The 24,174-nt window shown below is 46.3% G+C and carries 22 protein-coding genes and 1 other RNA gene; 19 read left to right on the top strand and 4 right to left on the bottom strand.

What is annotated here, in order from left to right; all coding sequences use genetic code 11:
* Positions 1 to 485: 485 nt before the first annotated feature.
* The 5 genes from petA (at position 486) to sspB (ending at position 4,313) form a co-directional block, all read left to right on the top strand.
* Positions 486 to 1,076, top strand: a complete 591-nt coding sequence (gene petA, locus ITG12_RS09010) for a ubiquinol-cytochrome c reductase iron-sulfur subunit (protein WP_038866234.1) — start codon at positions 486 to 488, stop codon at positions 1,074 to 1,076.
* Positions 1,076 to 2,341: a cytochrome bc complex cytochrome b subunit gene (locus ITG12_RS09005; RefSeq protein WP_038866236.1), complete on the top strand. Its 1,266-nt coding sequence runs from the start codon at positions 1,076 to 1,078 to the stop codon at positions 2,339 to 2,341. Before petA ends, ITG12_RS09005 begins: the two co-directional genes overlap by 1 nt.
* The gene (locus ITG12_RS09000; RefSeq protein WP_038878240.1) at positions 2,338 to 3,075 is read left to right on the top strand and encodes a cytochrome c1; all 738 of its coding nucleotides are present in this window, start codon (positions 2,338 to 2,340) and stop codon (positions 3,073 to 3,075) included. Before ITG12_RS09005 ends, ITG12_RS09000 begins: the two co-directional genes overlap by 4 nt.
* Before the next feature lie 97 nt (positions 3,076 to 3,172).
* Complete coding sequence (gene sspA / locus ITG12_RS08995) at positions 3,173 to 3,808, top strand: stringent starvation protein SspA (protein ID WP_005436105.1); 636 nt, start codon at positions 3,173 to 3,175, stop codon at positions 3,806 to 3,808.
* A 22-nt stretch (positions 3,809 to 3,830) separates the two neighbouring features.
* A complete protein-coding gene (gene sspB, locus ITG12_RS08990) occupies positions 3,831 to 4,313 on the top strand; it encodes a ClpXP protease specificity-enhancing factor (protein ID WP_038866241.1) in 483 nt (160 codons plus the stop codon).
* A gap of 52 nt (positions 4,314 to 4,365) precedes the next feature.
* Here sspB and ITG12_RS08985 read toward each other — a convergent pair whose 3' ends face one another.
* The 4 genes from ITG12_RS08985 to ITG12_RS08970 are packed head-to-tail and all read right to left on the bottom strand — an operon-like array spanning position 4,366 to position 7,823.
* Complete coding sequence (locus ITG12_RS08985; RefSeq protein ID WP_248872973.1) at positions 4,366 to 5,040, bottom strand: BON domain-containing protein; 675 nt, start codon at positions 5,038 to 5,040, stop codon at positions 4,366 to 4,368.
* Between the two features lie 22 nt (positions 5,041 to 5,062).
* On the bottom strand, positions 5,063 to 5,653 hold the full coding sequence (locus ITG12_RS08980) for a phosphoheptose isomerase (protein WP_038866245.1): 591 nt from the start codon (positions 5,651 to 5,653) through the stop codon (positions 5,063 to 5,065).
* 3 nt (positions 5,654 to 5,656) lie between these two features.
* The gene (locus ITG12_RS08975) at positions 5,657 to 6,025 is read right to left on the bottom strand and encodes a YraN family protein (protein ID WP_038878239.1); all 369 of its coding nucleotides are present in this window, start codon (positions 6,023 to 6,025) and stop codon (positions 5,657 to 5,659) included.
* Positions 6,012 to 7,823, bottom strand: coding sequence for a penicillin-binding protein activator (locus tag ITG12_RS08970; protein ID WP_248872972.1), 1,812 nt, complete (start codon positions 7,821 to 7,823; stop codon positions 6,012 to 6,014). Before ITG12_RS08970 ends, ITG12_RS08975 begins: the two co-directional genes overlap by 14 nt.
* A gap of 68 nt (positions 7,824 to 7,891) precedes the next feature.
* Between ITG12_RS08970 and rsmI the strand changes: the two genes are divergently transcribed.
* From rsmI to ftsA, 14 genes are all read left to right on the top strand, one after another.
* Positions 7,892 to 8,755, top strand: a complete 864-nt coding sequence (gene rsmI / locus ITG12_RS08965) for a 16S rRNA (cytidine(1402)-2'-O)-methyltransferase (RefSeq protein ID WP_038866251.1) — start codon at positions 7,892 to 7,894, stop codon at positions 8,753 to 8,755.
* Between the two features lie 383 nt (positions 8,756 to 9,138).
* Positions 9,139 to 9,567: RNase P RNA component class A (gene rnpB / locus ITG12_RS08960), an RNA gene on the top strand.
* A gap of 176 nt (positions 9,568 to 9,743) precedes the next feature.
* A complete protein-coding gene (gene rsmH / locus ITG12_RS08955; RefSeq protein ID WP_038866252.1) occupies positions 9,744 to 10,694 on the top strand; it encodes a 16S rRNA (cytosine(1402)-N(4))-methyltransferase RsmH in 951 nt (316 codons plus the stop codon).
* A 5-nt stretch (positions 10,695 to 10,699) separates the two neighbouring features.
* Positions 10,700 to 11,017, top strand: coding sequence for a cell division protein FtsL (ftsL, locus tag ITG12_RS08950; protein WP_038866253.1), 318 nt, complete (start codon positions 10,700 to 10,702; stop codon positions 11,015 to 11,017).
* The gene (locus ITG12_RS08945) at positions 11,014 to 12,825 is read left to right on the top strand and encodes a penicillin-binding transpeptidase domain-containing protein (RefSeq protein WP_248872971.1); all 1,812 of its coding nucleotides are present in this window, start codon (positions 11,014 to 11,016) and stop codon (positions 12,823 to 12,825) included. Before ftsL ends, ITG12_RS08945 begins: the two co-directional genes overlap by 4 nt.
* A gap of 60 nt (positions 12,826 to 12,885) precedes the next feature.
* On the top strand, positions 12,886 to 14,367 hold the full coding sequence (murE, locus tag ITG12_RS08940; RefSeq protein WP_248872970.1) for a UDP-N-acetylmuramoyl-L-alanyl-D-glutamate--2,6-diaminopimelate ligase: 1,482 nt from the start codon (positions 12,886 to 12,888) through the stop codon (positions 14,365 to 14,367).
* Positions 14,364 to 15,728, top strand: a complete 1,365-nt coding sequence (murF, locus tag ITG12_RS08935) for a UDP-N-acetylmuramoyl-tripeptide--D-alanyl-D-alanine ligase (protein ID WP_042605359.1) — start codon at positions 14,364 to 14,366, stop codon at positions 15,726 to 15,728. The genes murE and murF overlap by 4 nt, the downstream gene beginning before the upstream one ends.
* Positions 15,728 to 16,810: a phospho-N-acetylmuramoyl-pentapeptide-transferase gene (mraY, locus tag ITG12_RS08930; RefSeq protein WP_038866256.1), complete on the top strand. Its 1,083-nt coding sequence runs from the start codon at positions 15,728 to 15,730 to the stop codon at positions 16,808 to 16,810. Before murF ends, mraY begins: the two co-directional genes overlap by 1 nt.
* Positions 16,811 to 16,849: 39 nt before the next feature.
* A complete protein-coding gene (murD, locus tag ITG12_RS08925; protein WP_248872969.1) occupies positions 16,850 to 18,163 on the top strand; it encodes a UDP-N-acetylmuramoyl-L-alanine--D-glutamate ligase in 1,314 nt (437 codons plus the stop codon).
* Between the two features lie 18 nt (positions 18,164 to 18,181).
* Complete coding sequence (ftsW, locus tag ITG12_RS08920) at positions 18,182 to 19,378, top strand: cell division protein FtsW (protein WP_038866261.1); 1,197 nt, start codon at positions 18,182 to 18,184, stop codon at positions 19,376 to 19,378.
* Entirely contained in the window at positions 19,365 to 20,432 is a 1,068-nt protein-coding gene (gene murG, locus ITG12_RS08915; protein WP_248872968.1) for an undecaprenyldiphospho-muramoylpentapeptide beta-N-acetylglucosaminyltransferase, read from the top strand. The genes ftsW and murG overlap by 14 nt, the downstream gene beginning before the upstream one ends.
* 22 nt (positions 20,433 to 20,454) lie before the next feature.
* Positions 20,455 to 21,912 (top strand): UDP-N-acetylmuramate--L-alanine ligase, encoded by a 1,458-nt coding sequence (gene murC, locus ITG12_RS08910; RefSeq protein ID WP_038866265.1) that lies wholly within the window; start codon positions 20,455 to 20,457, stop codon positions 21,910 to 21,912.
* A 191-nt stretch (positions 21,913 to 22,103) separates the two neighbouring features.
* A complete protein-coding gene (locus ITG12_RS08905; protein WP_038866267.1) occupies positions 22,104 to 22,889 on the top strand; it encodes a cell division protein FtsQ/DivIB in 786 nt (261 codons plus the stop codon).
* The gene (gene ftsA, locus ITG12_RS08900; protein ID WP_038866269.1) at positions 22,882 to 24,144 is read left to right on the top strand and encodes a cell division protein FtsA; all 1,263 of its coding nucleotides are present in this window, start codon (positions 22,882 to 22,884) and stop codon (positions 24,142 to 24,144) included. Before ITG12_RS08905 ends, ftsA begins: the two co-directional genes overlap by 8 nt.
* Positions 24,145 to 24,174: the final 30 nt, after the last annotated feature.

The following is a 24,174-nucleotide window of genomic DNA, read 5'->3' as shown; positions in this document are numbered from 1 at the left end:
TTGTTTTTATAGCCTTCTGTTTTTATAACCTCAGTTAAACGTCTGTTTTTTGTTTCCCGTCGCTTCAGCATCTCTCCTTAATATCCTGGCAACATTTGTTTGTCTTATGTACTGCTTTATGTAATTTATTCGTGCTACAAATCGCACATGATAAAAGTGGAGAGTACCTTCACATTCTTGAAATATCTTTCTGCTTAATCCGCTGAAAACAACCGAAATAAAAGGCGTTAGCTCTTGTTTTTAGTCGTTATTCGTTTCGCTTTCTTGTTACAAATCACATCTATTTTTTATAATTTTGCCGCTTTTGTGACGGCGTGGGCGATTTGCCTCACAAATGTTACAAAAAGGTAGCTTTATCTTGTCAAAAAGTAGGGTTTTCTTTATCATTTCCCCCCAATAAATAGAACTAAATTCATAATTTGTTAGCCATGCTCTTATAAGCGGAATAATAACGATCCAAAGGGAGCAAATGGGAGAATGTTTGGATGAGCAACGCGCCTTTAAATAACGGTCGCAGGCGTTTTCTAACCGCTACAACGGCAGTTGTTGGTGGCTTAGGGGCAGCTGCCGTCGCCGTTCCTTTTATCAAATCATGGAACCCGAGTGCCAAAGCGAAAGCTGCTGGCGCGCCGGTGGAAGTGGATATCAGTAAAATTGAACCAGGCCAAATGGTCCGTGTTGAGTGGCAGGGTAAGCCTGTATGGGTAGTACGCCGAACTCAAGAAGTGGTCGATAATCTTAAGAGTATTGATGGTCAGCTTCGTGACCCGCAATCAGAAATGGAACAACAACCAGTTTATGCTCAGAACGAGTACCGCTCGATCAAACCTGAGTATTTTGTGGCGGTTGGTTTCTGTACTCACTTGGGCTGTTCACCTACTTACCTACCAGATACGTTCTCAGAACAAGTACAAGGCGTTAAGTCGGGCTTCTTCTGTCCTTGTCATGGTTCTAAGTTTGATATGGCTGGTCGAGTGTTCCAGGGTGTTCCAGCGCCACTGAACTTGGTCGTTCCTAAGCACATGTACTTGAGCGACACCAAGCTCATGATCGGTGTTGATGAGGGAGATGCATAATGCAAGCGATATTAGACTGGGTAGAAAAACGTATTCCAGCGATGAATGCTTATAAAAAGCACTTGTCTGAATACCCAATGCCAAAGAACTTCAACTTTTGGTACCTTTTCGGTTCCTTGGCAATGTTGGTACTTGTTAACCAGATTCTTACCGGTATTTGGCTAACGATGAACTACGTTCCGTCTGGCGATGGCGCGTTTGCTTCTATTGAATACATCATGCGTGATGTTGAGTACGGTTGGCTATTGCGTTACATGCACTCAACTGGCGCTTCGGCGTTCTTTGTCGTTGTGTACCTACACATGTTCCGTGGTCTGATCTACGGTTCTTACCAAAAGCCTCGTGAGCTACTGTGGATCTTCGGTATGTTGATCTTCTTGGTTCTAATGGCAGAAGCGTTCATGGGTTATCTACTACCATGGGGTCAGATGTCATATTGGGGTGCTCAGGTAATCATTTCTCTATTTGGTGCGATTCCTGTTATTGGCGACGACCTAACGCTTTGGATCCGTGGTGACTACATCATCTCAGGTGCAACACTAAACCGTTTCTTCGCACTACATGTAATTGCACTACCTATCGTTCTGCTTCTTCTTGTTGTGCTACACGTACTGGCCCTGCACGAAGTCGGCTCTAACAACCCTGATGGTATCGAAACGAAGCTACCAAAAGGCTCTATGGGTGACGATTACAATACGCAATTTAAGTTCCACGAATACTACACGAAGAAATACGACATCATCGACTCAATTCCTTTCCATCCATACGGTACGGTTAAGGATCTTGTTGGTGTTGCTGGCTTCTTGTTCTTCTTCTGTTATGTATTGTTCTTCAACCCAGAAATGGGTGGGTACTTCCTTGAACCGCCTAACTTTGAGGCAGCAAACCCATTGAAGACACCTGAGCACATCGCTCCGGTATGGTACTTCACGCCGTTTTACGCAATCTTGCGTGCGGTTCCAGACAAACTATTGGGTGTAATCCTAATGGGCGCGTCTATTGTGGTGCTGTTTGTTCTTCCTTGGCTGGATCGCTGTAAAGTACGTTCGTACCGTTACCGTAGTAAGATCCATCTATTTAATATTATTCAATTCACTATCGCCTTTATTGCTCTGGGTATTTTGGGTGCATTGCCGGCAACGCCGTTGTACACGATTCTGTCTCAGATCTTTAGCTTGTGTTACTTCATGTTCTTTGTATTGCTGTTCTTCTACAGCAAAAATGAAGCAACCAAACCATTACCAGAGAGGGTGACATTCAAATGAAGAAGTGGATTGTAATTCTATTTGCTATGCTGCCGTCTCTTGTTATGGCAGCGGGTGCCAACGTTCCGTTAGATAAGGCGAACGTGGACTTAACGGATAAGGCTTCGCTGCAAAATGGCGCGAAACTATTCATGAACTACTGTTTTGCTTGTCACTCAACGCAATACCAGCGTTACGAGCGTGTTGCGACAGACTTGGATATTCCGATTGATCTAATGAAAGAAAACCTGATCTTCGATCCAGAAGCAAAGGTTGGTGATCTAATGGTAAATGCAATGCCTGCGAAGCAAGCGGCTGACTGGTTTGGTGCTCCGCCACCAGACTTAACTTTGGTTGCTCGAGTTCGTGGTGCAGATTGGCTATACACTTACCTGCGTTCTTTCTATGTTGACCCATCTCGTCCATTTGGGGTGAACAACATTGTATTCCCAAGTGTTGGTATGCCGCATGTGCTTGAAGAGCTTCAAGGTATTCCTATGCCAGTTTACGGCACTAAAATCGTAGATGGTGAAGAAGTACAAGTCGTTGTTGGCACACAAACCAGCGGTACTGGTGAGCTAAGTTCTGGCGAATACGACAAAGCAGTCGGCGACCTCGTGAACTTCTTGGTGTACTCCGGTGACCCTGTTCAACTAGAACGTCATGCAATTGGCTGGTGGGTTATGGGCTTCCTAGTTCTATTAACTATCGTTGTCGTGTTGCTCAAGAAAGAGTATTGGCGTGATGTGCATTAATTGTGCTATTATACCGTGCTAATTCCCAATTTTAATTGACGAATAATGGAGGCTAGCGCCTCCATTATTTTTATTTGTAAGTGTACTGGAGGGCTCCATGGCTGTAGCTGCCAATAAACGTTCTGTGATGACTCTTTTCTCAAGTGCATCAGATTTGTATAGCCATCAGGTTCGCATCGTACTAGCTGAAAAAGGCGTAAGCGTTGAAGTTGAGCTTGTAGATGAAGCAAACCTTCCTGCTGAGCTTGTAGAGTTAAACCCATACAAATCAGTGCCAACTCTTGTTGACCGTGAGCTAGCTCTTTACGATTCAAAAATCATCATGGAGTACCTGGACGAGCGTTTCCCTCATCCACCTCTAATGCCTGTTTACCCAGTAGCTCGTGGTAACAGCCGTTTGATGATGTACCGTATCGAACGTAACTGGTACTCACTCGCTGAAAAAGTGGTTAAGGGTAACGCGGAAGAATCAGAAAAAGCGCGTACTAAACTACGTAATGATCTTCTGACTCTAGCGCCTATCTTTGCTGAGTACGAATACTTCATGAGTGAAGAGTTCAGCCTAATCGATTGTTACCTAGCACCACTATTGTGGCGTCTACCTCAACTAGGTATTGATCTTGTTGGCCCTGGCTCAAAAGAAATCAAGGTTTACATGAACCGCGTGTTTGAACGTGATTCATTCCTAGCTTCTCTAACAGAAGCTGAACGTGAAATGCGCCTAGTTCGCTAATTAACGGTTCAGTTTACTTGTTATGGATATTGCTAAAATGACTGCTCGCCGTCCGTATATGCTTCGTGCATTTTACGATTGGCTAGTAGACAACGACTTAACTCCGCACTTGGTTGTAGATGCAACTATGCCAGGTGTGCGTGTACCAGTTGAGTTTATTCAAGATGGTCAAATCATCTTGAATATTGCTCCACGTGCTGTTGGTCATCTAGAGTTGGGTAATGATGCGATTACCTTTCAAGCCCGCTTTAGTGGTCGCCCGCATTCCGTTATCGTGCCAGTGTATGCTGTTCAAGCTATCTATGCTCGCGAGAATGGCGCTGGGACTATGTTTGAGCCTGAAGAAGCTTACACTCACATCGAAGAAGAAGGGATTGTTGAGGAAGATGTATCTCCAACGTTCTCTACCGTAAGCGATGAGCCTTCTGAGGCTGCGGAAACCGAATCGGAAGAGGAAGAAACGCCTCGCCCGAAAGGCAGACCAAGCTTAAGAGTTATCAAATAAAAAAAGCAGCGTTTACGCTGCTTTTTTCTTTTCATTTATCTACGCTGCAACACTAATTCATGTCGGTTTCTTCTATCGGCGTTGCTTTTGTTGTGGTATTCAAGTCACTGACTTCAGCTTCTTGGCTTTTCACCACTTCGGACTCTTCCACTTCGAGTGGTTTTTCATCGCCGTATTGGAACCCTTTAATGACTTGTTTTACTCCAGAAATGTTTCGTGCGATATCAGTTGCTTTCTGACTTTGCTCAGGTGTCACGTAACCAAATAAGAATACGTCGCTGTCTTCGGTAATGACTTTTACTTTCACTCCGTTTAGATCGCTGTCAGTCAACAAGGCGGATTTTACTTTTGTGGTAATCCAACTGTCGTTGCTGATTTGAGTTACGCTCAGTGGCTCTTTCTGTTTAATTTGATTATGGATGTTCTCAACGCCATCAACTTCACGTGCTCGATTTTCAAACTCATTGATGAGCTCTTGAGTCGGTGCTTGTCCCATTAGAACAACCGTTCCGTTGTATGCGCTAGCGACGATACGAGCCTTGCCTTTGAAGGGGGCTTTGTTACCGATGGCCGCAACTTCGAATTCGATGTTGTTGTCTTGCCAAATCTCTTTGGTGGTTCGCGTATCAGTGACGATATTGGCAGTTGTCGCTGCCCCGGCAATAAATAAACCTGCACAACCACTCATACTGAGTGCTGCACATAAAATGACAAGACTACGTATCATAATTCTAAACTCTCAATCTGGATTATTCTTCGTGAGCTGGGAAAAGCACTTGGTCGATTAGATCGCACAGGCAGTGAAGTGTCACCATATGAACTTCATGAATGCGCGCTGTACGGTGGGATGGAATACGAATTTCAACGTCGTGCTCACCCAGTAGACCAGCCATCTCACCACCATCTTTACCCGTAAAAGCAATGATCGTCATGTCGCGAGTTACTGCGGCTTCCATTGCTTTAATGACGTTTTTGCTGTTGCCGCTGGTTGAGATCGCCAACAAGATATCGCCCGGTTGACCAAATGCGCGTACTTGCTTAGAGAAGATCTCTTGGTAGTGGTAATCGTTCGCTACAGCAGTCAATGTTGTGTTGTCTGCTGTTAAAGCCATTGCTGGAAGGCTAGGGCGTTCAGTTTCGAATCGGTTCAAAAGGCAAGAGACAAACTGTTGCGAGTTCGAAGCACTGCCACCGTTGCCACAGCATAGGATTTTGTTGCCATTGAGCAGGCTCGACACCATTGCTTGAGCGGCGTGAGTGATGGCATCTGGCAGCGCTTCTGCTGCCGCAATTTGAATTTGAATACTTTCTGTAAAACTGTCTTTAATGCTGTCTAGCATCGTTTATCCTTCAGAGATTGCATTTTGTATCCAGTTAATGTCTCTACCACTGTCGTGAATGGCGACCACATCAAACCGATAATCTATATTTTGTGCCATACGTTTTTGCTGGCTTAGCCAAATTTGGGCTGTTTTGACTAGTTTACGCATTTTTGCGCGAGTGACCATCTCTGCTGCTGAGCCAAAGCGATCATTATTACGATATTTGACCTCAACAAAGACGATAGTTTCACCTTGTTGGAAGATTAAATCAATTTCGCCGACTTTGGTCAGAAAGTTTTGAGCTATAAAGCGTAAACCCTGACGCTGCAAATATTGCTTCGCCAGGGTTTCGTATTGATCACCGATTTGTCGCTTGCTAAAGAGCCCCACGCTCGGCCCAGTCTAGCTCGCGTTGCACAACACAGTTGTTGTCAATGCTAAGTACACCTGTTTGGCCGCTTACTGAGTAACCCGGCAGAAGCTTCATCTGTGGTAACTCACCAATGAGCTTATAGGCGTCCATACCAAGTGCTTCTAAACGTTTTTCCATGTTGGATTGATCTGACCATAACTCGTTCATTTCTGCCATAACGGTAGGGTCAGGGTTGATCAACATTGGAATGTCACTGTAAGCCACACCAGATAGATCTTCATACGTTGCACCACCACTGTTACTGCGTGAATTTGAGAACAGTTTTGGCGGCTTCGCATCTGGGTTAATCGCTACTTCAATAAAGGGCTTAATCAGTGTTAGCTCAGAGCTTCGTGCGACAATGTAAACCGCATCGACATCACGACGACTGCGTGGTGGGCTCTCTAAAGAAATACGCATGAGTGACTGCATTTGGGCTATACGCTGCTGGCTCTCTTGTAGACCGAATACATTGTTAATGTTCTTCTGTAACTGACGTTTATCGCCAAAGTAGCTCGAAGCCACTTTATTTGAGCTGTACTTGCGCCACTCTTCATTGAAGGCTTCAACCACACGCTGACCGTAGGCGCCATTCGGAGCCAAGATCATTGGGAATTGGTAGCCCTGATTGAAAAGGTACTTCGCCGCTTGTGCGACTTCTTGCTCTGGAGACAGTGCTAGGTAACACATGTCTGTTCCTGGTTGAACTTCCTCTGGGATGTTCAATGCCAGTGCTGGGATCTTCACACCAGTTTCTGAGCCATCTAGTGTTGCTTGCAGTTTCTCAACGTTTTCTTTCTGTAGTGGTCCCACAACAAAGTCGATATTCTCATTGATTAAGCGCTGTTTGATTTGGTCTGCACTGTACGCGTGAGTATCAATTACGGTTAACGTTGCACTTGGGTCGCGTGCATCATCATTCATCATTGCGAAGATGAAACCATCACGGATCAACTGAGCTTGCGGTGCAAATTTACCGGTTAGTGGTAACAACAGCGCCGTATTGTTTGGTTTCACAATATCCAGCGACAAGATATTTTGGATTTCTGCTGGCGTATAAACCGCAGCTGGGTGTGATGGATTTTCGTCTAACCAGCGCTCTAAGGTGTTTTGTAATTGAGGTAAGTTACTTGAAAGTGTTTTGGCGTAGATAGCTAATTGCAGCCACCCGTCCAGCACATCTTCATTTGGCGCTGTTTGCAATGACGTTAATTCGTTTTCAGAATAGCTGCCAAAATTCATCCAAATTCGGCTAGAGATCTCACGTTGTTCTGCGGATGAAGCATATTGACCTTGAGCTACGAGCTGACGGTTTGCTTCGAACGGTTGGTTCAGACTTTGATAAGCGTCAGCACGCAATTGGTAGTAGTCTTTCCACTGCTCACTTGGCAGCTTCCACCATGATTGGAAGTTCAACGTTTGCAGCAATTGAGAGTAATTGCCTTGCTTTTGTTGTATGGTCGCTCGAGCCAGTTGCCATTCAGCTTGTTGAACTTCGGTCAATTGCTGGCGGCCAAGTCGCTTGATAAGCAACTCTGCTTGATCCAATTCGTTGGCTTGAATCGCCGCTTTTGCAGCCATGATCAACCAGTCGTTTTGTAGGCTACCTTCCGTGCTATCAGCTTGAATCATGTAGTTCTGAGCAGACTGTGTAGGCTCTAGTGTAATGTCTACGCTATCTGGTTGGCGCGGGCCTGAAGAACAGGCGGCGAGCGTAATTGCCAGTGCAACAGGAGTGAGTAAGCGTGGTACACTGAGTCTCTTATGGTTCATCATTGCCGTGAGTTCTCTATAATTTTGTACAAAATTGTCTCTATATTAATCGTTGAAGTGATCGTAAACAAATGACAGATAAAAATAAGTTGCCGAATGAGGGGCCAACTCTCTACATCGTACCGACTCCAATCGGAAATTTAGCGGATATCACTCAACGTGCTATCGAAGTTCTGTCGAATGTGGACATCATTGCCGCTGAGGATACTCGACATACGGGCAAATTACTGTCTCACTTCAATATCCAAACCAAAACTTTCGCGCTACACGATCATAACGAGCAGCAAAAAGCGCAAGTTTTGGTTGAAAAGCTACTATCAGGTCAGTCAATCGCTTTGGTGTCTGATGCTGGTACGCCGCTAATAAGCGATCCAGGATACCACTTGGTAACAAAATGTCGTCAAGCGGGCGTTAGAGTTGTGCCTCTTCCTGGTGCGTGTGCGGTCATCACTGCGTTAAGTGCGTCGGGCTTGCCATCGGATCGTTTTAGCTTTGAAGGCTTTCTACCACCGAAAAGCAAAGGCCGTAAAGACAAGTTCTTAGAAATTGCGTCAGTGGAACGCACTTGTATCTTTTATGAATCACCGCATCGCATTTTAGACTCTCTACAAGACATGTTAGACGTTCTTGGCCCAGAACGAGAAGTCGTGTTAGCTCGTGAGTTAACGAAAACCTTTGAAACTATTCAGGGAATGCCACTTGGCGAACTAATTGAATGGGTGAAAAGTGACGGAAACCAACAACGTGGTGAGATGGTACTCCTTATTCACGGTCACCGTGATTCAAGCGAAGAATCGCTACCAGACGAAGCGACCCGCACTTTGGCTATTCTGACGAAAGAACTGCCGTTAAAGAAAGCTGCAGCATTAGCCGCAGAAATCTACAGCCTGAAAAAGAACGCACTTTATAAGTGGGGCTTAGAGAATCTCAACTAGAAGTCCGTAGAGCGTTGGCGCTTCGGTAGTTTCCTTTAAGCGCCGTTAGTTTTCAGAGTTATCTAGATAAGATTAAGAAGGGGAGTCGTTAACGCGACTCTCCTTTTGTTGTTTATGAGTGCAGGAGATTTTTAATCTTACATAGACAGGGATAAGAAGTGCGTTGTTAATGTAACTGTGCATTTATTTTCCCACTTTAACTTTCAAGGCCATCCTTCGGAGCATCATGATCTCGAGTTCCAAACCTTAGTGCTCCATTTTTCTTTCTCTCGGAGCGAAGCGTTTTCATTCGCTGCTGTCTTTTTGAGCACTTAACCCGCCGTTTTCAGCAATTCTGTGATCTCACTAGACTCTGAGTAGATAACTCTATACAATCCGCCCTCGGAGCTGACTGGGTAGTCGCTGCTTTGTTGATGTCCTTCGGGAGACTGACGTTGAGGTCCCTTTGGGAGACTGACGTTGACGTCCTTCGGGAGACTGACAAAGGGGAGGAAAGTCCGGGCTTCATAGAGCAAGGTGCCAGGTAACGCCTGGGGGGCGCAAGCCTACGACAAGTGCAGCAGAGAGAAGACCGCCGATGGCCTTAGGGCACAGGTAAGGGTGAAAGGGTGCGGTAAGAGCGCACCGGACGACTAGTAATAGTTCGTAGCAGGGTAAACTCCACCTGAAGCAAGACCAAATAGGCCTCCACATTGCGTTGCTCGCGTAAGGAGGCGGGTAGGTTGCTCGAGCCAGTGAGTGATTGCTGGCCTAGACGAATGGCTACCGCCGCGCAAGCGGAACAGAACCCGGCTTATGTGTCGGCTCCACCTATTCGAGACCCATCACTACTTCGGTAGTGATGGGTTTTTTGCATTTTATTGACGCAAACTATGTCATTACCAATAAACTTGGCGCTGAATCACGTCTAACTTTAGACTTGAGGTGGCGATGATGTGGGAAATCAGTACACTAAAGAATCGCTTCAAGATCATTCAACGAGAAAGCTATGACCGAAACATTTCAACATATCTCAGTGTTATTAAATGAATCCATTGATGGCTTGGCTATCAAACCCGATGGTATCTATATCGATGGAACATTTGGCCGTGGCGGTCACAGCCGAACTATCTTGTCGAAATTAGGCGAAAACGGCCGCTTGTACAGCATCGATCGCGACCCTCAAGCAATTGCTGAAGCAGGCAAAATTGACGATCCTCGTTTTACTATCATCCATGGCCCATTTTCAGGCATGGCACAGTATGCAGAAGAGTACGATCTTGTGGGTAAAGTCGATGGTGTATTACTAGACCTTGGCGTTTCTTCTCCACAGCTTGATGATGCTGAACGTGGCTTTAGCTTTATGAAAGATGGCCCGTTAGATATGCGTATGGACCCGACTTCTGGCGTTCCAGTTTCACAATGGTTGATGGAAGCTGATCTTGATGATATCACTTGGGTGATTCGTGAGTTTGGTGAAGACAAACATGCACGTCGCATTGCCAAAGCTATCGTGGCATACCGCGAAGACGAAGAAAACGAGCCGATGGTTCGCACTGGTCAGCTAGCGAAGTTGATTTCGGACGCCGCACCAAAGAGCTTCAAAGAGAAAAAACACCCAGCAACCCGTGCTTTTCAGGCTTTTCGCATTTACATCAATAGTGAATTAGAAGAAATTGATACTGCACTAAAAGGCGCGGCAAGCATTTTGGCTCCAGAAGGTCGCCTATCGGTCATCAGCTTCCATTCGTTGGAAGACCGCATGGTGAAACGCTTTATCCGTAAAGAGAGCAAAGGCCCAGAAGTGCCACATGGCATCCCAATGACGGAAGAACAAATCCGAGCATTGGGCAGTGCAAACATGAAAGCGGTGAGCAAGGCGATTAAGCCAACGAAGCAAGAAATCGAACTCAACCCTCGCTCTCGTAGTTCAGTACTAAGAATTGCAGAAAAGCTTTAATTATTATGACGAAAACCACTCCTAATCTTGCTAAGTTGATTGCGACGGATTTAATTTCCGTTGGTCGCTGGTCGTTATTGTTGATGATTTTAATATTCTCATCGGCAATGGGAGTGGTCTTTGCCACCCATCATGCGCGTCAAGCGATCACTGAAAAAGATCATACATTGGTTGAGCGAGAGCGATTGGATAGCGAATGGCGCAACCTAATGTTGGAAGAAACAGCCCTCGCGGAACACAGTCGCGTTCAAGACTTGGCAAAGAAGGATCTTGAAATGAAACGACCAGATGGCGATAAAGAAGTGGTTATCACGCTAAAATGATTGGAAAGAAAGCCAAATCGAAACAAGGAAATTCGCGCAAGCCAGCAGCCAAAGAAAAGAAAGTGGTTGCTGCAAAGTCGCAACCCACCAAAGAAGCAAAAGAACCCCAAGAAACAGACGTTGTTGAACCCGAATCCTTTTTGATTCGCTGGCGCTTTCAGTTACTGCTGTTTTTCGTCTTTTGTGCATTTGCCCTACTCGTTGGGCGCGTTGCCTACATTCAAATCATCGAGCCTGATAACCTTATCAAGCAAGGTGACCTTCGTTCAGTCCGTGTTAAAGCCATTCCTTCTGCGCGCGGTATCATCTCTGATCGTAATGGCGAACCTCTTGCCGTTAGTGTTCCTGTTGAGGCTGTATGGGCCGATCCAAAAACCATCTTCAAAGAGGGCGCGCTACAGCAAACCAAAAGTTGGTATGCATTAGCTGACGTTCTTGGTTTGGACCGACAAGGCCTGATCAATAAGATCAAGAAAAATGAAAAGCGTCGCTTTATTTACCTTCAGCGTCAGGTAAGCCCTGCGATGGCTAACTACATTCGTGAACTCAAACTACCCGGTGTAGGCTTGAAATCTGAATCTCGTCGTTACTATCCTGCTGGTGAGGTTAGTGCTCACTTAGTCGGTGTTACGGGGATTGATGGTCATGGTCTAGAAGGTGTAGAGCGAAGCTATGATGAATGGTTAACTGGTGCTGCAGGCAAGAAAACCATTCGTAAAGACCGTTATGGGCGCGTGGTAGAAAACATTGCTCTTGAAGAGAAACAAGAAGGTAAACCACTGCAACTGACAATTGATCAGCGCATTCAAGCGGTGGCGTATCGTGCTATCAAGCAGGCTGTAGCCGATCACCGTGCAACATCTGGATCGGTTGTGATTCTTGATGTGAAAACGGGTGCGGTTCTCGCGATGGTGAATGCACCTTCTTACAACCCAAATAATCGTAGCGATTGGCAAAGTTACAAAATGCGTAACCGAGTAATCACCGACTCTTTAGAGCCTGGCTCTACAATTAAGCCATTCGTTGTTTTAGCCGCCTTAGAAAATGAGGTCGCAGATAAAGACACCATCGTCGATACTGGAAACGGTATTCTTCAATTGGGTGGCAGCCGTGTTCGTGATGCACCAAAGGTAGGAAAAGCGAGCTTAACGACCATCTTGAAGAAATCGAGTAATATCGGTGTGACCAAGTTAGCTATGCGTATGCCAGTAGAAGCATTGCTTGGTTTATACAGTTCTGTTGGGTTGGGAGAACTTTCTGGCTTGAACTTAGTCGGTGAAGTTGTGGGTATTTTCCCGAGTCGCTCGCGTTGGTCGCCAATTGAACGCGCCACTATCGCCTTTGGTTACGGTTTATCGGTGACCCCAATTCAGTTAGCGCATGCTTACGCAACCTTGGGTAACTTAGGTAAATATGAGCCGATTCATATTATCGAAAGTAACGACAACGATATGGCTCGCCAAGTTGTTAGCCAAAAAAATGCACGCCTTGTACTCGATATGCTGGAAACGGTAACGCAAAAAGGCGGTTCAGCCCGTCGTGCTGCGGTTCCGGGCTATCGAGTTGGCGCCAAAACGGGTACGGCTCGAAAAGCAACCGCTGGTGGCTATAGTGATGAGTACATCAACTACACGGCCGGTGTTGCTCCTGTGAGCGATCCAAGACTTGCATTGGTTGTTGTAGTTAATGAACCGCAAGGTGATGACTACTATGGCGGTTCAGTTGCTTCGCCAGTCTTTTCTGAAATCATGAAAGGCGCGCTGCAAATTCTGAATGTTGCCCCTGACGAAAACAAATTCCAACAGTAGGCTTCGATGTTTACTGAGAAACAAAATCTAGAAAGCTGAGCTAAAGCTCGGAGAACAAATATGACCAAAGCCATCAGTATGGACGCGCTGCTTTCCAATTGGGTTGATTGCCCAAGTTTGTCGTCCGTTCTTGTCTCTGAACTGGAACTCGATAGTAGACGAGTTCAGTCCGGCACTACTTTTGTTGCCATCATTGGCCATGCTGTCGATGGACGTAATTTTATCGCGAAGGCCATCCAGCAAGGTGCTAACGCGGCGATCGCTCAAGCCTGTGAGCGAAAAGCACACGGTACGATTGAGATTGTTGATAATGTTCCAGTGATTTACCTCGATGCACTGGATAAGTGCCTTTCTCAAATCGCAGGTCAGTTCTACCATTATCCCAATATGGAGCTGATTGGTGTCACTGGCACCAACGGCAAAACCACCATCACTCAGCTTATTGCCCAATGGATTGATTTGGTCGGTTCCAAAGCGGCGGTAATGGGGACAACAGGGAATGGCTTTCTAGATGATCTGCAAGAAGCCGCAAACACCACAGGCAACGCAGTTGAAATCCAAAAGACCCTATCCTCGCTCGCCGAGCAAAAAGCACATTACACTGCGCTTGAAGTTTCCTCTCATGGTCTGATTCAAGGTCGTGTTAAAGCATTGTCTTTTACCGCTGGTGTGTTCACCAATCTGAGCCGTGATCACTTGGATTATCATGGCACGATGGAAGAATATGCAAAGGCGAAGCTGATGCTGTTTACCACTCACCAATGCGAGCATGCGATCATCAATGTCGATGATACAGTGGGAGCTGCGTGGGCGAAGCAATTATCGAATGCCATAGCTGTTTCACTCAAGCCGAATTCAGAATTCCTACAATCCGTATTTGCTACTGACATTGTTTACGCAGAGTCAGGCATTACGATTGAGTTTGATGGCAAGTTTGGTGAAGGAATACTTCATGCGCCGCTGATTGGCGAGTTCAATGCAGCGAACCTGATGTTGGCATTCACAACGTTACTTAGTCTCGGTTTTAGCAAGCAAGATTTGCTGGCAACGGCAGGTCAATTACAGCCTGTTCTTGGTCGTATGGAACTCTTCCAAGCTGACGACAAGGCAAAAGTCGTGGTGGATTACGCCCACACGCCTGACGCGCTAGAAAAAGCGCTACAAGCATTGCGTGTGCATTGCCAGGGTGAGCTTTGGGCTATTTTCGGCTGTGGTGGTGACCGTGATGCTGGTAAGCGCCCAATGATGGCGGAAATCGCTGAGCGTTTGGGTGACAAGATAGTGCTTACCGATGATAACCCTCGCAGTGAAGACCCTGTGCTGATCATGAAAGACATGCTGGCCGGCCTAACAAAACCTGCTGAGGCGATTGTGCAGCATGACCGTTTTAAAGCGCTGTCTTACGCACTGGAACATGCTTCTCCGCAAGACATTATCCTTCTGGCAGGTAAAGGTCATGAGGACTACCAAATTCTAAACTCTGGAACCATCCATTACTCTGACCGCGAGTCAGCCATGACGCTATTGGGGCTTTCATCATGATCACAGTAACGCTTTCTCAAGTCGCGGATATGACTGGCGGTGAACTGGTTGGCAATGACCTATCTATTGAATCTGTTTCTACCGACACTCGAGCGATCGAACAGGGGGCTCTTTTTGTTGCTTTGGTTGGAGAGCGTTTTGATGCTCACGATTTCTGCCAACAAGCGGTGGAGTCAGGGGCGGGTGCACTGTTAGTGCAAAAGCAACTTAATGTGAATGTCCCTCAAGTTGTTGTTACCGATACTAAGATAGCGTTAGGTGAAGTCGCATCTTGGGTACACAATTCGTGTCAAACACCGACAGTGGCGATTACGGGCAGTTGTGGCAAAACTACAGTAAAAGAGATGGTTGCAAGTATCCTGCAGTTGAAAGGCAAAGTGCTGTTTACCGCGGGCAACTTCAACAATGACATTGGTGTTCCGCTTACGTTATTGAGATCGCAACAAGACGATGATTACGCTGTGATTGAGCTTGGGGCCAACCATATTGGTGAGATCGAATACACGACTCAACTGGTTCATCCTAACATTGCGTTAGTCAACAACGTAGCCGCCGCTCACTTAGAGGGATTCGGTTCGATTGATGGCGTAAAACAGGCTAAAGGCGAGATTTATCAGGGATTGCCTGCGGGCGGTGTTGCGATTGTGAACCTCGATAGCAATGGTGGTGAGAAGTGGAACCATGTTCTTGCCGATAAGCAAGTCATCACATTTTCTCAAACGAACACAGATGCTGACTTTTATGCAACAAATGTTGTAATGAACGCCGCCGGCGAAGCAAGCTTTAACCTACATCTCGCAATAGACTCACAAGAAATTGAACTGTCTCTGGGTATTATAGGTCAACACAACGTTGCGAATGCGATTGCGGCTTCTATCATTGCGTTACAAATGGGCGCGACGTTAGAAGAAGTTCGTGATGGCCTTAAACATTTAAATAAAGTGAAAGGTCGAGTCGAAGTTGAGGAACTCAGCGATAAAATCAAGCTAATTGATGACAGCTATAACGCGAGTGTTCCAGCGATGAAGGCCGCGGTGGACTTGCTTAGTGCATTCCAAGGTGAGCGTTGGTTGATTTTAGGCAATATGGCGGAGTTGGGTGAGGAAAGTCTTGCACTTCATCGTCAAGTCGGGGAACATGCTGCCCCACAAAAATTTGAACACGTTCTCACGTATGGTGCAGACACGAAGGTCATTAGTGAACTTTGTGATGGCATCCATTTCGAGACACATCCAGAGATGATTGACTACATCAAGCAGCATCTAGACCAAACCGCACCTCAACACCATACAATGTTGGTGAAAGGAGCGAACGGTGCTCGTATGTTTGAAGTCGCTGCTGCTTTGAAGGAGTATTATTAATGATTATTTGGCTTGCCGAGCTGCTACAGCCATACCTGTCTTTTTTCCGATTGTTTGAATACCTGTCGTTTCGAGCAATCCTTAGTGTACTTACTGCTTTAGGTCTGTCTTTATGGATGGGGCCTATCATGATCAAGCGTCTACAGATGCTACAAATTGGTCAGGTTGTTCGTAACGAAGGTCCAGAGTCTCACTTTAGTAAGCGTGGTACCCCTACAATGGGGGGGATCATGATTTTGGCTGCTATTTCAATCACTATTCTTTTATGGACTGATTTATCGAACCCATACGTGTGGGCGGTGCTGACGGTACTGCTTGGTTATGGGGCGATTGGTTTTGTTGATGATTATCGTAAAGTCGTTCGTAAGAATACCGACGGCCTGATTGCTCGTTGGAAGTACTTTTGGCAGTCGCTGATTGCATTTGTCGTGGCGTTTGCGTTGTACGCTTACGGCAAAGATACCGCAGCTACTCAACTTGTTGTGCCATTCTTTAAAGACATCATGCCGCAACTTGGCTTGATGTACATTATCCTCACTTACTTCGTTATTGTGGGTACTAGTAATGCGGTAAACCTAACCGATGGCCTAGACGGCTTGGCTATCATGCCAACGGTTCTGGTTGCGGCTGGCTTTGCTGTGATTGCTTGGGCAACAGGTAACATTAACTTCTCTGAATACCTTCATATTCCATACCTCCCACACGCTTCTGAGCTGGTTGTCGTTTGTACTGCAATCGTTGGTGCGGGCCTTGGTTTCTTGTGGTTCAACACTTACCCAGCACAAGTATTCATGGGCGATGTTGGTTCACTTGCTCTAGGTGGCGCGCTTGGTACTATCGCTGTACTGGTTCGTCAAGAGTTGGTACTGGTGATCATGGGTGGTGTGTTTGTAATGGAAACGCTATCGGTAATTCTACAGGTAGGTTCTTATAAACTACGTGGTCAGCGTATTTTCCGTATGGCACCGATTCACCATCACTACGAATTAAAAGGTTGGCCAGAGCCTCGCGTAATCGTGCGCTTCTGGATTATTTCTATGGTTCTTGTTCTGATTGGTCTAGCGACTCTGAAAGTGCGTTAATCGCACTTTCCAAGAACAAGACAAATTGCGTGATCAAATATGGAACGTTGGCAAAACATACATAAGGTCGTCGTCGTAGGGCTCGGTATTACCGGGCTCTCTGTCGTTAAACACCTCACAAAAACTCAACCGCAACTGACGATCAAAGTCATTGATACGCGCACTAACCCTCCGGGGGCTGAGCGTTTGTCAGGGCAGGTAGAACTCCACAGCGGTGGCTGGAATACCGAATGGCTCGCAGAAGCTGACTTAGTCGTGACTAACCCAGGCATCGCCTTAGCGACACCAGAAATACAATCGGTTCTTGCGAAAGGAAAGCCAGTTGTTGGTGATATCGAGCTCTTCGCGTGGGCAGTCGATAAACCTGTTATTGCGATTACCGGTTCTAATGGTAAAAGCACGGTAACAGACCTAACAGGCGTGTTAGCAAAAGCTGCCGGGTTAACGGTCAGTGTTGGTGGCAATATCGGGGTTCCTGCTCTCGATTTGCTAGAGCAAGACGCAGATTTGTATGTACTTGAACTATCTAGCTTCCAACTAGAAACCACATCAAGCTTGAAGCTTAAAGCGGCTGCGTTTCTAAACCTTTCGGAAGACCACATGGATCGTTATGACGGCATGGCGGACTACCGACAAGCTAAGCTGCGCATTTTTAATAACGCAGAACTGGCAGTGGTTAACCGTGATGATCGAGAAACCTTCCCTGAGACTGAAATACCGTTGGTGACGTTTGGTAGTGATGAACAAGCATACGGCCTTGAAGTTGACGGTAACCGTACTTGGCTGCTTGAGCATGGTCAGCGCGTGATTGCCAGTGATGAATTGAAGTTGGTTGGTAAGCACAATCTGGCTAACGCTCTCGTCGTACTTGCTCTGCTTAAAGCGGCGGATGTGGATTATCACAAATCCTTGAATGCACTGAAAACTTACACTGGTTTGACACATCGATGCCAAGTGGTTGCGGATAATCATGGTGTAAAATGGGTGAATGACTCCAAAGCAACTAATATTGCGAGCACTATGGCTGCGCTTTCTGGCTTAGAATCAATGGGTAAATTGTATTTGTTGGTTGGTGGTGTTGGTAAAGGCGCAGATTTCACACCATTAAAGCCGATCTTAGCGACGCTTAACTTGCAGCTTTGCTGCTTTGGCAAAGATGGCGATGATTTTATGCCACTGCATGAATCCGCAACTCGTTTCGACACCATGGAAGATGTGATTCAACAGATATCTTCGCAGTTAAATACGGGCGATATGGTGATGCTATCTCCGGCATGTGCTAGCTTTGATCAATTCGACAACTTTATGGCAAGGGGTGACGCATTTGCGGCTCTTGCTGAGAAATATGCATAATTAAAGGTCACACACTTCGTGGGTTTAGGTAACGTTAAACGCAGCATTGGCACTTGGCTTAAGCATCCTGCTCCAGAGGCGCTCTTTGACCGTCAACTCGTATGGATTGCACTGGGTTTGATGTTAACCGGTTTGGTGATGGTGACATCAGCATCATTTCCAATAAGCTCACGTCTGACGGATCAGCCATTTCACTTTATGTTCCGTCATGCCACTTTCTTGGTGCTGGCGATTGGTGTGTCTGCCGTCATTCTTCAAATCCCACTAGAACAATGGTTTAAGCGAAGCCATTACTTATTGTGGATCTCGTTTGGTTTACTCATCATCGTATTATTGGCTGGTAAGTCGGTAAACGGTGCATCGCGTTGGATCCCGCTGGGACTGTTTAACTTGCAACCGGCCGAAGTCGCGAAGCTCTCGCTATTTGTCTTCATGTCCGGTTATCTGGTGCGTAAGCAAGACGAAGTTCGCCAAACCTTCTTTGGCGGTTTCATGAAGCCCATCATGGTGTTTGCCTTCTTCGCCGTGTTGCTTCTAGGGCAGCCCGATCTAGGTACCGTGGTTGTAATGCTGGTGACACTGTTTGGCATGCTGTTCATTGCTGGAGCCAAGCTGACTCAGTTTTTAGCGCTCATGATTGCTGGTATTGCTGCCGTGGTTGGCTTGATTTTGGTCGAGCCATACCGTATTCGTCGTGTTACCTCGTTTCTCGACCCTTGGGAAGACCCATTTGGTAGCGGCTATCAGTTGACTCAATCTCTCATGGCGTTTGGTCGTGGTGAATGGTTTGGGCAAGGCTTAGGCAACTCGATTCAAAAACTGGAATATCTTCCAGAAGCGCACACCGACTTCGTGTTTGCGGTACTGGCTGAAGAGCTGGGTTTTGTTGGCGTCGTGTTAGTGCTAATGCTGATTTTCAGTTTGGTGCTAAAAGCAGTTTATATCGGCAAACGTGCTTTTGAAGAAGGCGAAATGTTTGGCGGTTACCTCGCATTTGGTATTGGTATTTGGTTTGCTTTCCAAACGCTGGTTAATGTTGGCGCAGCGGCCGGTATCGTTCCAACCAAAGGTCTTACTCTGCCGCTGATCAGTTATGGTGGTTCGAGTTTAATCATTATGTCTGTAGCGGTGTCTATATTGCTGCGTATCGATCATGAATGCCGTTTGAAGCACGGTCAGAAAGAACTAGAAAAACAAATTGATGAAGAAAAATAAACGTTTGATGGTGATGGCTGGTGGTACTGGCGGTCACGTGTTCCCAGGTTTAGCGGTTGCAAAACAACTGCAGGAGCAAGGCTGGGAGATCCGCTGGTTAGGTACTGCGGATAGAATGGAGGCGGATTTAGTGCCGAAACATGGCATTGAAATCGACTTTATCAAAGTAAAAGGTCTACGAGGTCAAGGCGTTAAGCGTCTTCTTGTGGCACCATTTCAGATTATTAATGCCATCAAGCAGGCTCGTGCTCACATGAAACGCTGGCAGCCAGATGCCGTGCTTGGTATGGGTGGTTACGTGAGTGGTCCTGGTGGTGTTGCTGCTTGGATGAGTGGTATTCCTGTTGTCCTGCATGAACAAAATGCTGTCGCGGGTTTAACTAACCAATGGCTGTCGAAAATTGCCAAAAAGGTATTTCAAGCCTTTCCTGGTGCTTTTCCAAAAGCAGAAGTCGTTGGCAACCCAGTTCGTGAAGACGTGACTCAATTGGAAGCGCCAACTGAGCGGATGCAAGAGCGACAAGGTCCGATTCGGATTTTGGTTATGGGAGGAAGCCAAGGCGCACGAATTCTTAACCAAACTCTGCCAGAAGTGATGGCTAAATTGGGCGAAGATTACTGTATTCGTCATCAAGCGGGTAAAGGTGCTGCTGAAGAAGTGAATACAGCGTACCAAGCCAATGGTGTTGTGAATGCAGAAGTAACCGAATTCATCGACGATGTAGCAAATGCTTATGCATGGGCTGACCTTTTGGTTTGTCGTTCAGGTGCACTCACTGTTTCTGAAGTTTCAGCGGCCGGTGTTGGTGCCATTTTTGTGCCGTTTATGCATAAAGACCGCCAGCAAGCATTGAATGCAGACCACTTGGTGGATTGCGGTGCGGCTAAGATGATTGAACAACCAGATTTAACCGTTGAGTCATTGACTCAACAGATCCAACAATTGGATCGACAAGCTTTACTTACAATGGCTGAGCAAGCACGCAGTGCAGCAAAGTTAGATGCGGATAAAACAGTCGCACAAGCCATTGTCGCTTTGACCGAAAAGCGTTAACGAATTATTGAGAATAGAATTGATGACAATCCAACATACACAAGACTTAGCTCAGATTCGCGCAATGGTGCCAGAGATGCGCCGCGTGAAATCCATCCACTTCATCGGTATTGGTGGTGCGGGCATGAGCGGCATTGCAGAAGTGCTGTTGAACGAAGGCTACCAAATCACGGGCTCTGATTTATCAGAGAACCCAGTGACGGAGCGTTTAGTATCAAAAGGTGCAACCGTGTTTATCGGTCACCAAGCCAGCAATGTGGAAAAAGCCAGTGTGGTTGTGGTTTCAACAGCGATCAACGAAGAAAACCCAGAAGTCATCGCGGCTCGCGAATTACGTATTCCAATTGTACGCCGTGCAGAGATGCTTGCCGAGCTAATGCGATTCCGTCATGGTATTGCCGTTGCAGGCACGCATGGTAAAACGACGACGACTGCGTTAGTGACACAAATCTATTCTGAAGCAGGTTTAGATCCAACGTTTGTTAACGGTGGTCTAGTTAAGAGTGCTGGCACTAACGCGCGTCTAGGTTCTAGCCGAATTTTGATTGCAGAAGCGGACGAGAGTGATGCGTCATTTCTGCATCTACAACCTATGGTGAGCATCGTCACGAACATCGAAGCAGACCATATGGATACGTACGGCGGCGATTTTGAAACTTTGAAGCAAACCTTCATCGACTTCCTTCATAATTTACCGTTTTACGGTCAAGCGATCGTGTGTATAGATGATCCTGTGATTCGCGAGCTGATTCCACGTATTAGCCGCCAAGTGATCACTTACGGTTTTTCTGAAGATGCCGATGTACGTATCGAGAACTACCACCAAGAAGGCCAGCAAGGCAAGTTCACCGTGGTTCGTGAAGGGCGTGCGAATCTGGATATCACACTAAATATCCCAGGTCGCCACAATGCACTCAATGCGTCAGCCGCGATTGCCGTAGCGACAGAAGACGACATCACTGATGAAGCAATCTTAAAAGCAATGGCTGGTACTCAAGGTACAGGTCGTCGTTTTGATCATTTAGGCGAGTTTGATACTGGCAACGGCCATGCAATGCTTGTTGATGACTACGGTCACCACCCAACAGAAGTGGATGTGACGATCAATGCAGCGCGCGCCGGTTGGCAAGACAAGCGTCTTGTTATGATCTTCCAGCCACATCGTTACAGTCGAACTCGTGACCTTTACGATGATTTTGCTAACGTGCTGGAGCAAGTTGATGTACTGATCATGCTCGATGTCTATGCGGCGGGTGAAAAACCTATCGCTGGCGCTGATGGTCGTGCTTTATGCCGAACGATTCGTAGTCGTGGGAAGGTAGATCCAATTTTTGTGCCTGAAATAGAGCAATTACCGTCAGTTTTAGCTAACGTTATACAAGATGGCGACCTGATCTTAACTCAAGGTGCCGGTGATGTTGGTAAAGTCGCTAAGCAATTGGCAACGCTTGAGTTGAACATAAATAATATGCTCGGGTAATCACGAAAATTGACGCAAAGCACAGAGAAAGACATAGATCTCGATTTTGCGTCAAGATCGTTGTGATTTATCGCTATCAGTGTTTGATAGTTTACAAGAGCTCAGTATAATCCCAAGGTTAAAGTCAATACTTTTGCCGATGTGTACTCACACGGTGAAAAGTACAAGACAAAAGTCAGGAAACAAAGACATTGTTGAATATTGCACTGAATGAAGAGCGACTTAACACGGAGACTAACCGTGGTCGCCAAGAGAAAATCTTGGGTGTGCTATTTTTCGTTGTCGTCGTGACCTTAATCAGTTCTGTTTTGTACTCAGCGATCAGTTGGATGTGGGATGACCAAAGGTTACCTCTCTCCAAAATCGTGCTTCAAGGAAAACTGGAGTACGTAACCGCAGACGATGTTCAAGCAGCGTTTAGCAAGATTGATCATATCGGCACGTTTATGTCGCAAGACATCGATGTGTTGCAGCAAAGTGTTGAAGCCTTACCTTGGGTCGCGCATGCCGCGATCCGAAAGCAATGGCCAGACACGGTAAAAGTATTTTTGACAGAACATCGCCCTGTCGCCATCTGGAATGGCATCGAGCTGTTAGATAATAACGGTTTGGTATTTGAAGGCGATGTCGGCCTGCTAAAGGAAGAGAAAGTTAAGTTATATGGACCCAATGCAACTGGGCCGGAAGTCTTGCAAACCTACCGCGAACTCCGACCTAAGTTCCAACAATTGGGTTTGGCTATATCGTCTCTGGTTTTAAATGAGCGACGAGCTTGGCAAATCATCCTTGATAACGGTATTCGACTAGAGCTTGGTAAAGAGTCTCTGGATGAGCGAATAGAGCGCTTTTTCTCGCTTTATAACAAGCTTGGCAGTGACACTCAAAGAATCAGTTATATCGATCTTCGATACGATACGGGAGCCGCGGTTGGTTGGTTTCCTGAACATGAGTTAGAACAAGAGAGTACAGATGACTAAGGCCGCTGATGACAACATTATTGTTGGTCTGGATATAGGCACTGCAACCGTATCAGCTCTAGTGGGCGAGATTCTACCTGATGGCCAAATAAATATTATTGGTGCTGGTAGCAGCCCCTCACGTGGCATGGATAAAGGCGGCGTGAATGATTTGGAGTCGGTTGTAAAATCAGTACAACGCGCAATTGATCAAGCTGAGCTAATGGCGGAATGCCAAATCAGCCGAGTATTCATTTCGTTGTCTGGTAAACATATCGCAAGCCGAATTGAAAAAGGCATGGGCACAATTTCTGATGAAGAAGTGTCTCAAGAAGATATGGATCGTGCTATCCATACAGCCAAATCGATTAAAATCGGTGATGAACAACGAATCCTTCATGTGATTCCACAAGAGTTCACCATCGACTACCAAGAGGGCATCAAAAACCCACTTGGTTTATCTGGAGTGAGAATGGAAGTAAGCGTCCATTTGATCTCATGCCATAATGATATGGCACGCAATATTATTAAGGCCGTAGAACGTTGTGGTCTTAAAGTAGAGCAACTTGTGTTTTCTGGGCTTGCTGCGAGTAATGCAGTAATTACCGAGGACGAAAGAGAGCTTGGGGTTTGTGTGGTGGATATCGGTGCCGGCACGATGGATGTTTCTATCTGGACCGGTGGTGCGTTGCGTCACACAGAAGTATTTTCTTACGCAGGAAATGCGGTAACTAGCGATATTGCTTTTGCTTTTGGTACGCCAGTGAGCGATGCTGAAGAAATCAAAGTCAAATATGGCTGCGCCTTGAGTGAACTGGTCAGTAAGGATGACACGGTTAACGTCCCAAGCGTAGGTGGTCGACCTTCACGTAGTCTGCAACGTCAGACTTTGTCAGAAGTCATTGAACCACGCTACTCTGAGCTGATGGGATTAGTTAACCAAACTATCGACTCTGTACAAGCGAAATTGCGCGAAGAAGGCATTAAACACCATCTTGCTGCGGGTGTAGTTCTCACCGGCGGTGCTGCGCAAATCGAAGGAGTGGTAGAATGTGCGGAACGCGTATTCCGCAACCAAGTAAGGGTCGGCAAACCGCTCGAAGTCAGCGGATTAACTGACTATGTAAAAGAGCCGTACCATTCTACGGCAGTTGGATTACTTCATTACGCGAGAGACATGCAGTCTAGCGACGATAGCGATTATAATGAACCTAAGCGCTCATCTGTTACTGGCTTCTTCGGTAAATTGCGTAATTGGATACAAAAAGAGTTTTAACCTGAGTTGCAGGATAAACGGAGACAACAC

Source organism: Vibrio sp. ED002, assembly GCF_023277445.1.
GTDB lineage: Bacteria > Pseudomonadota > Gammaproteobacteria > Enterobacterales > Vibrionaceae > Vibrio > Vibrio jasicida.
Note: the sequence above shows the minus strand (reverse complement) of the source record. Positions and strands in the feature narration are given on the sequence as shown.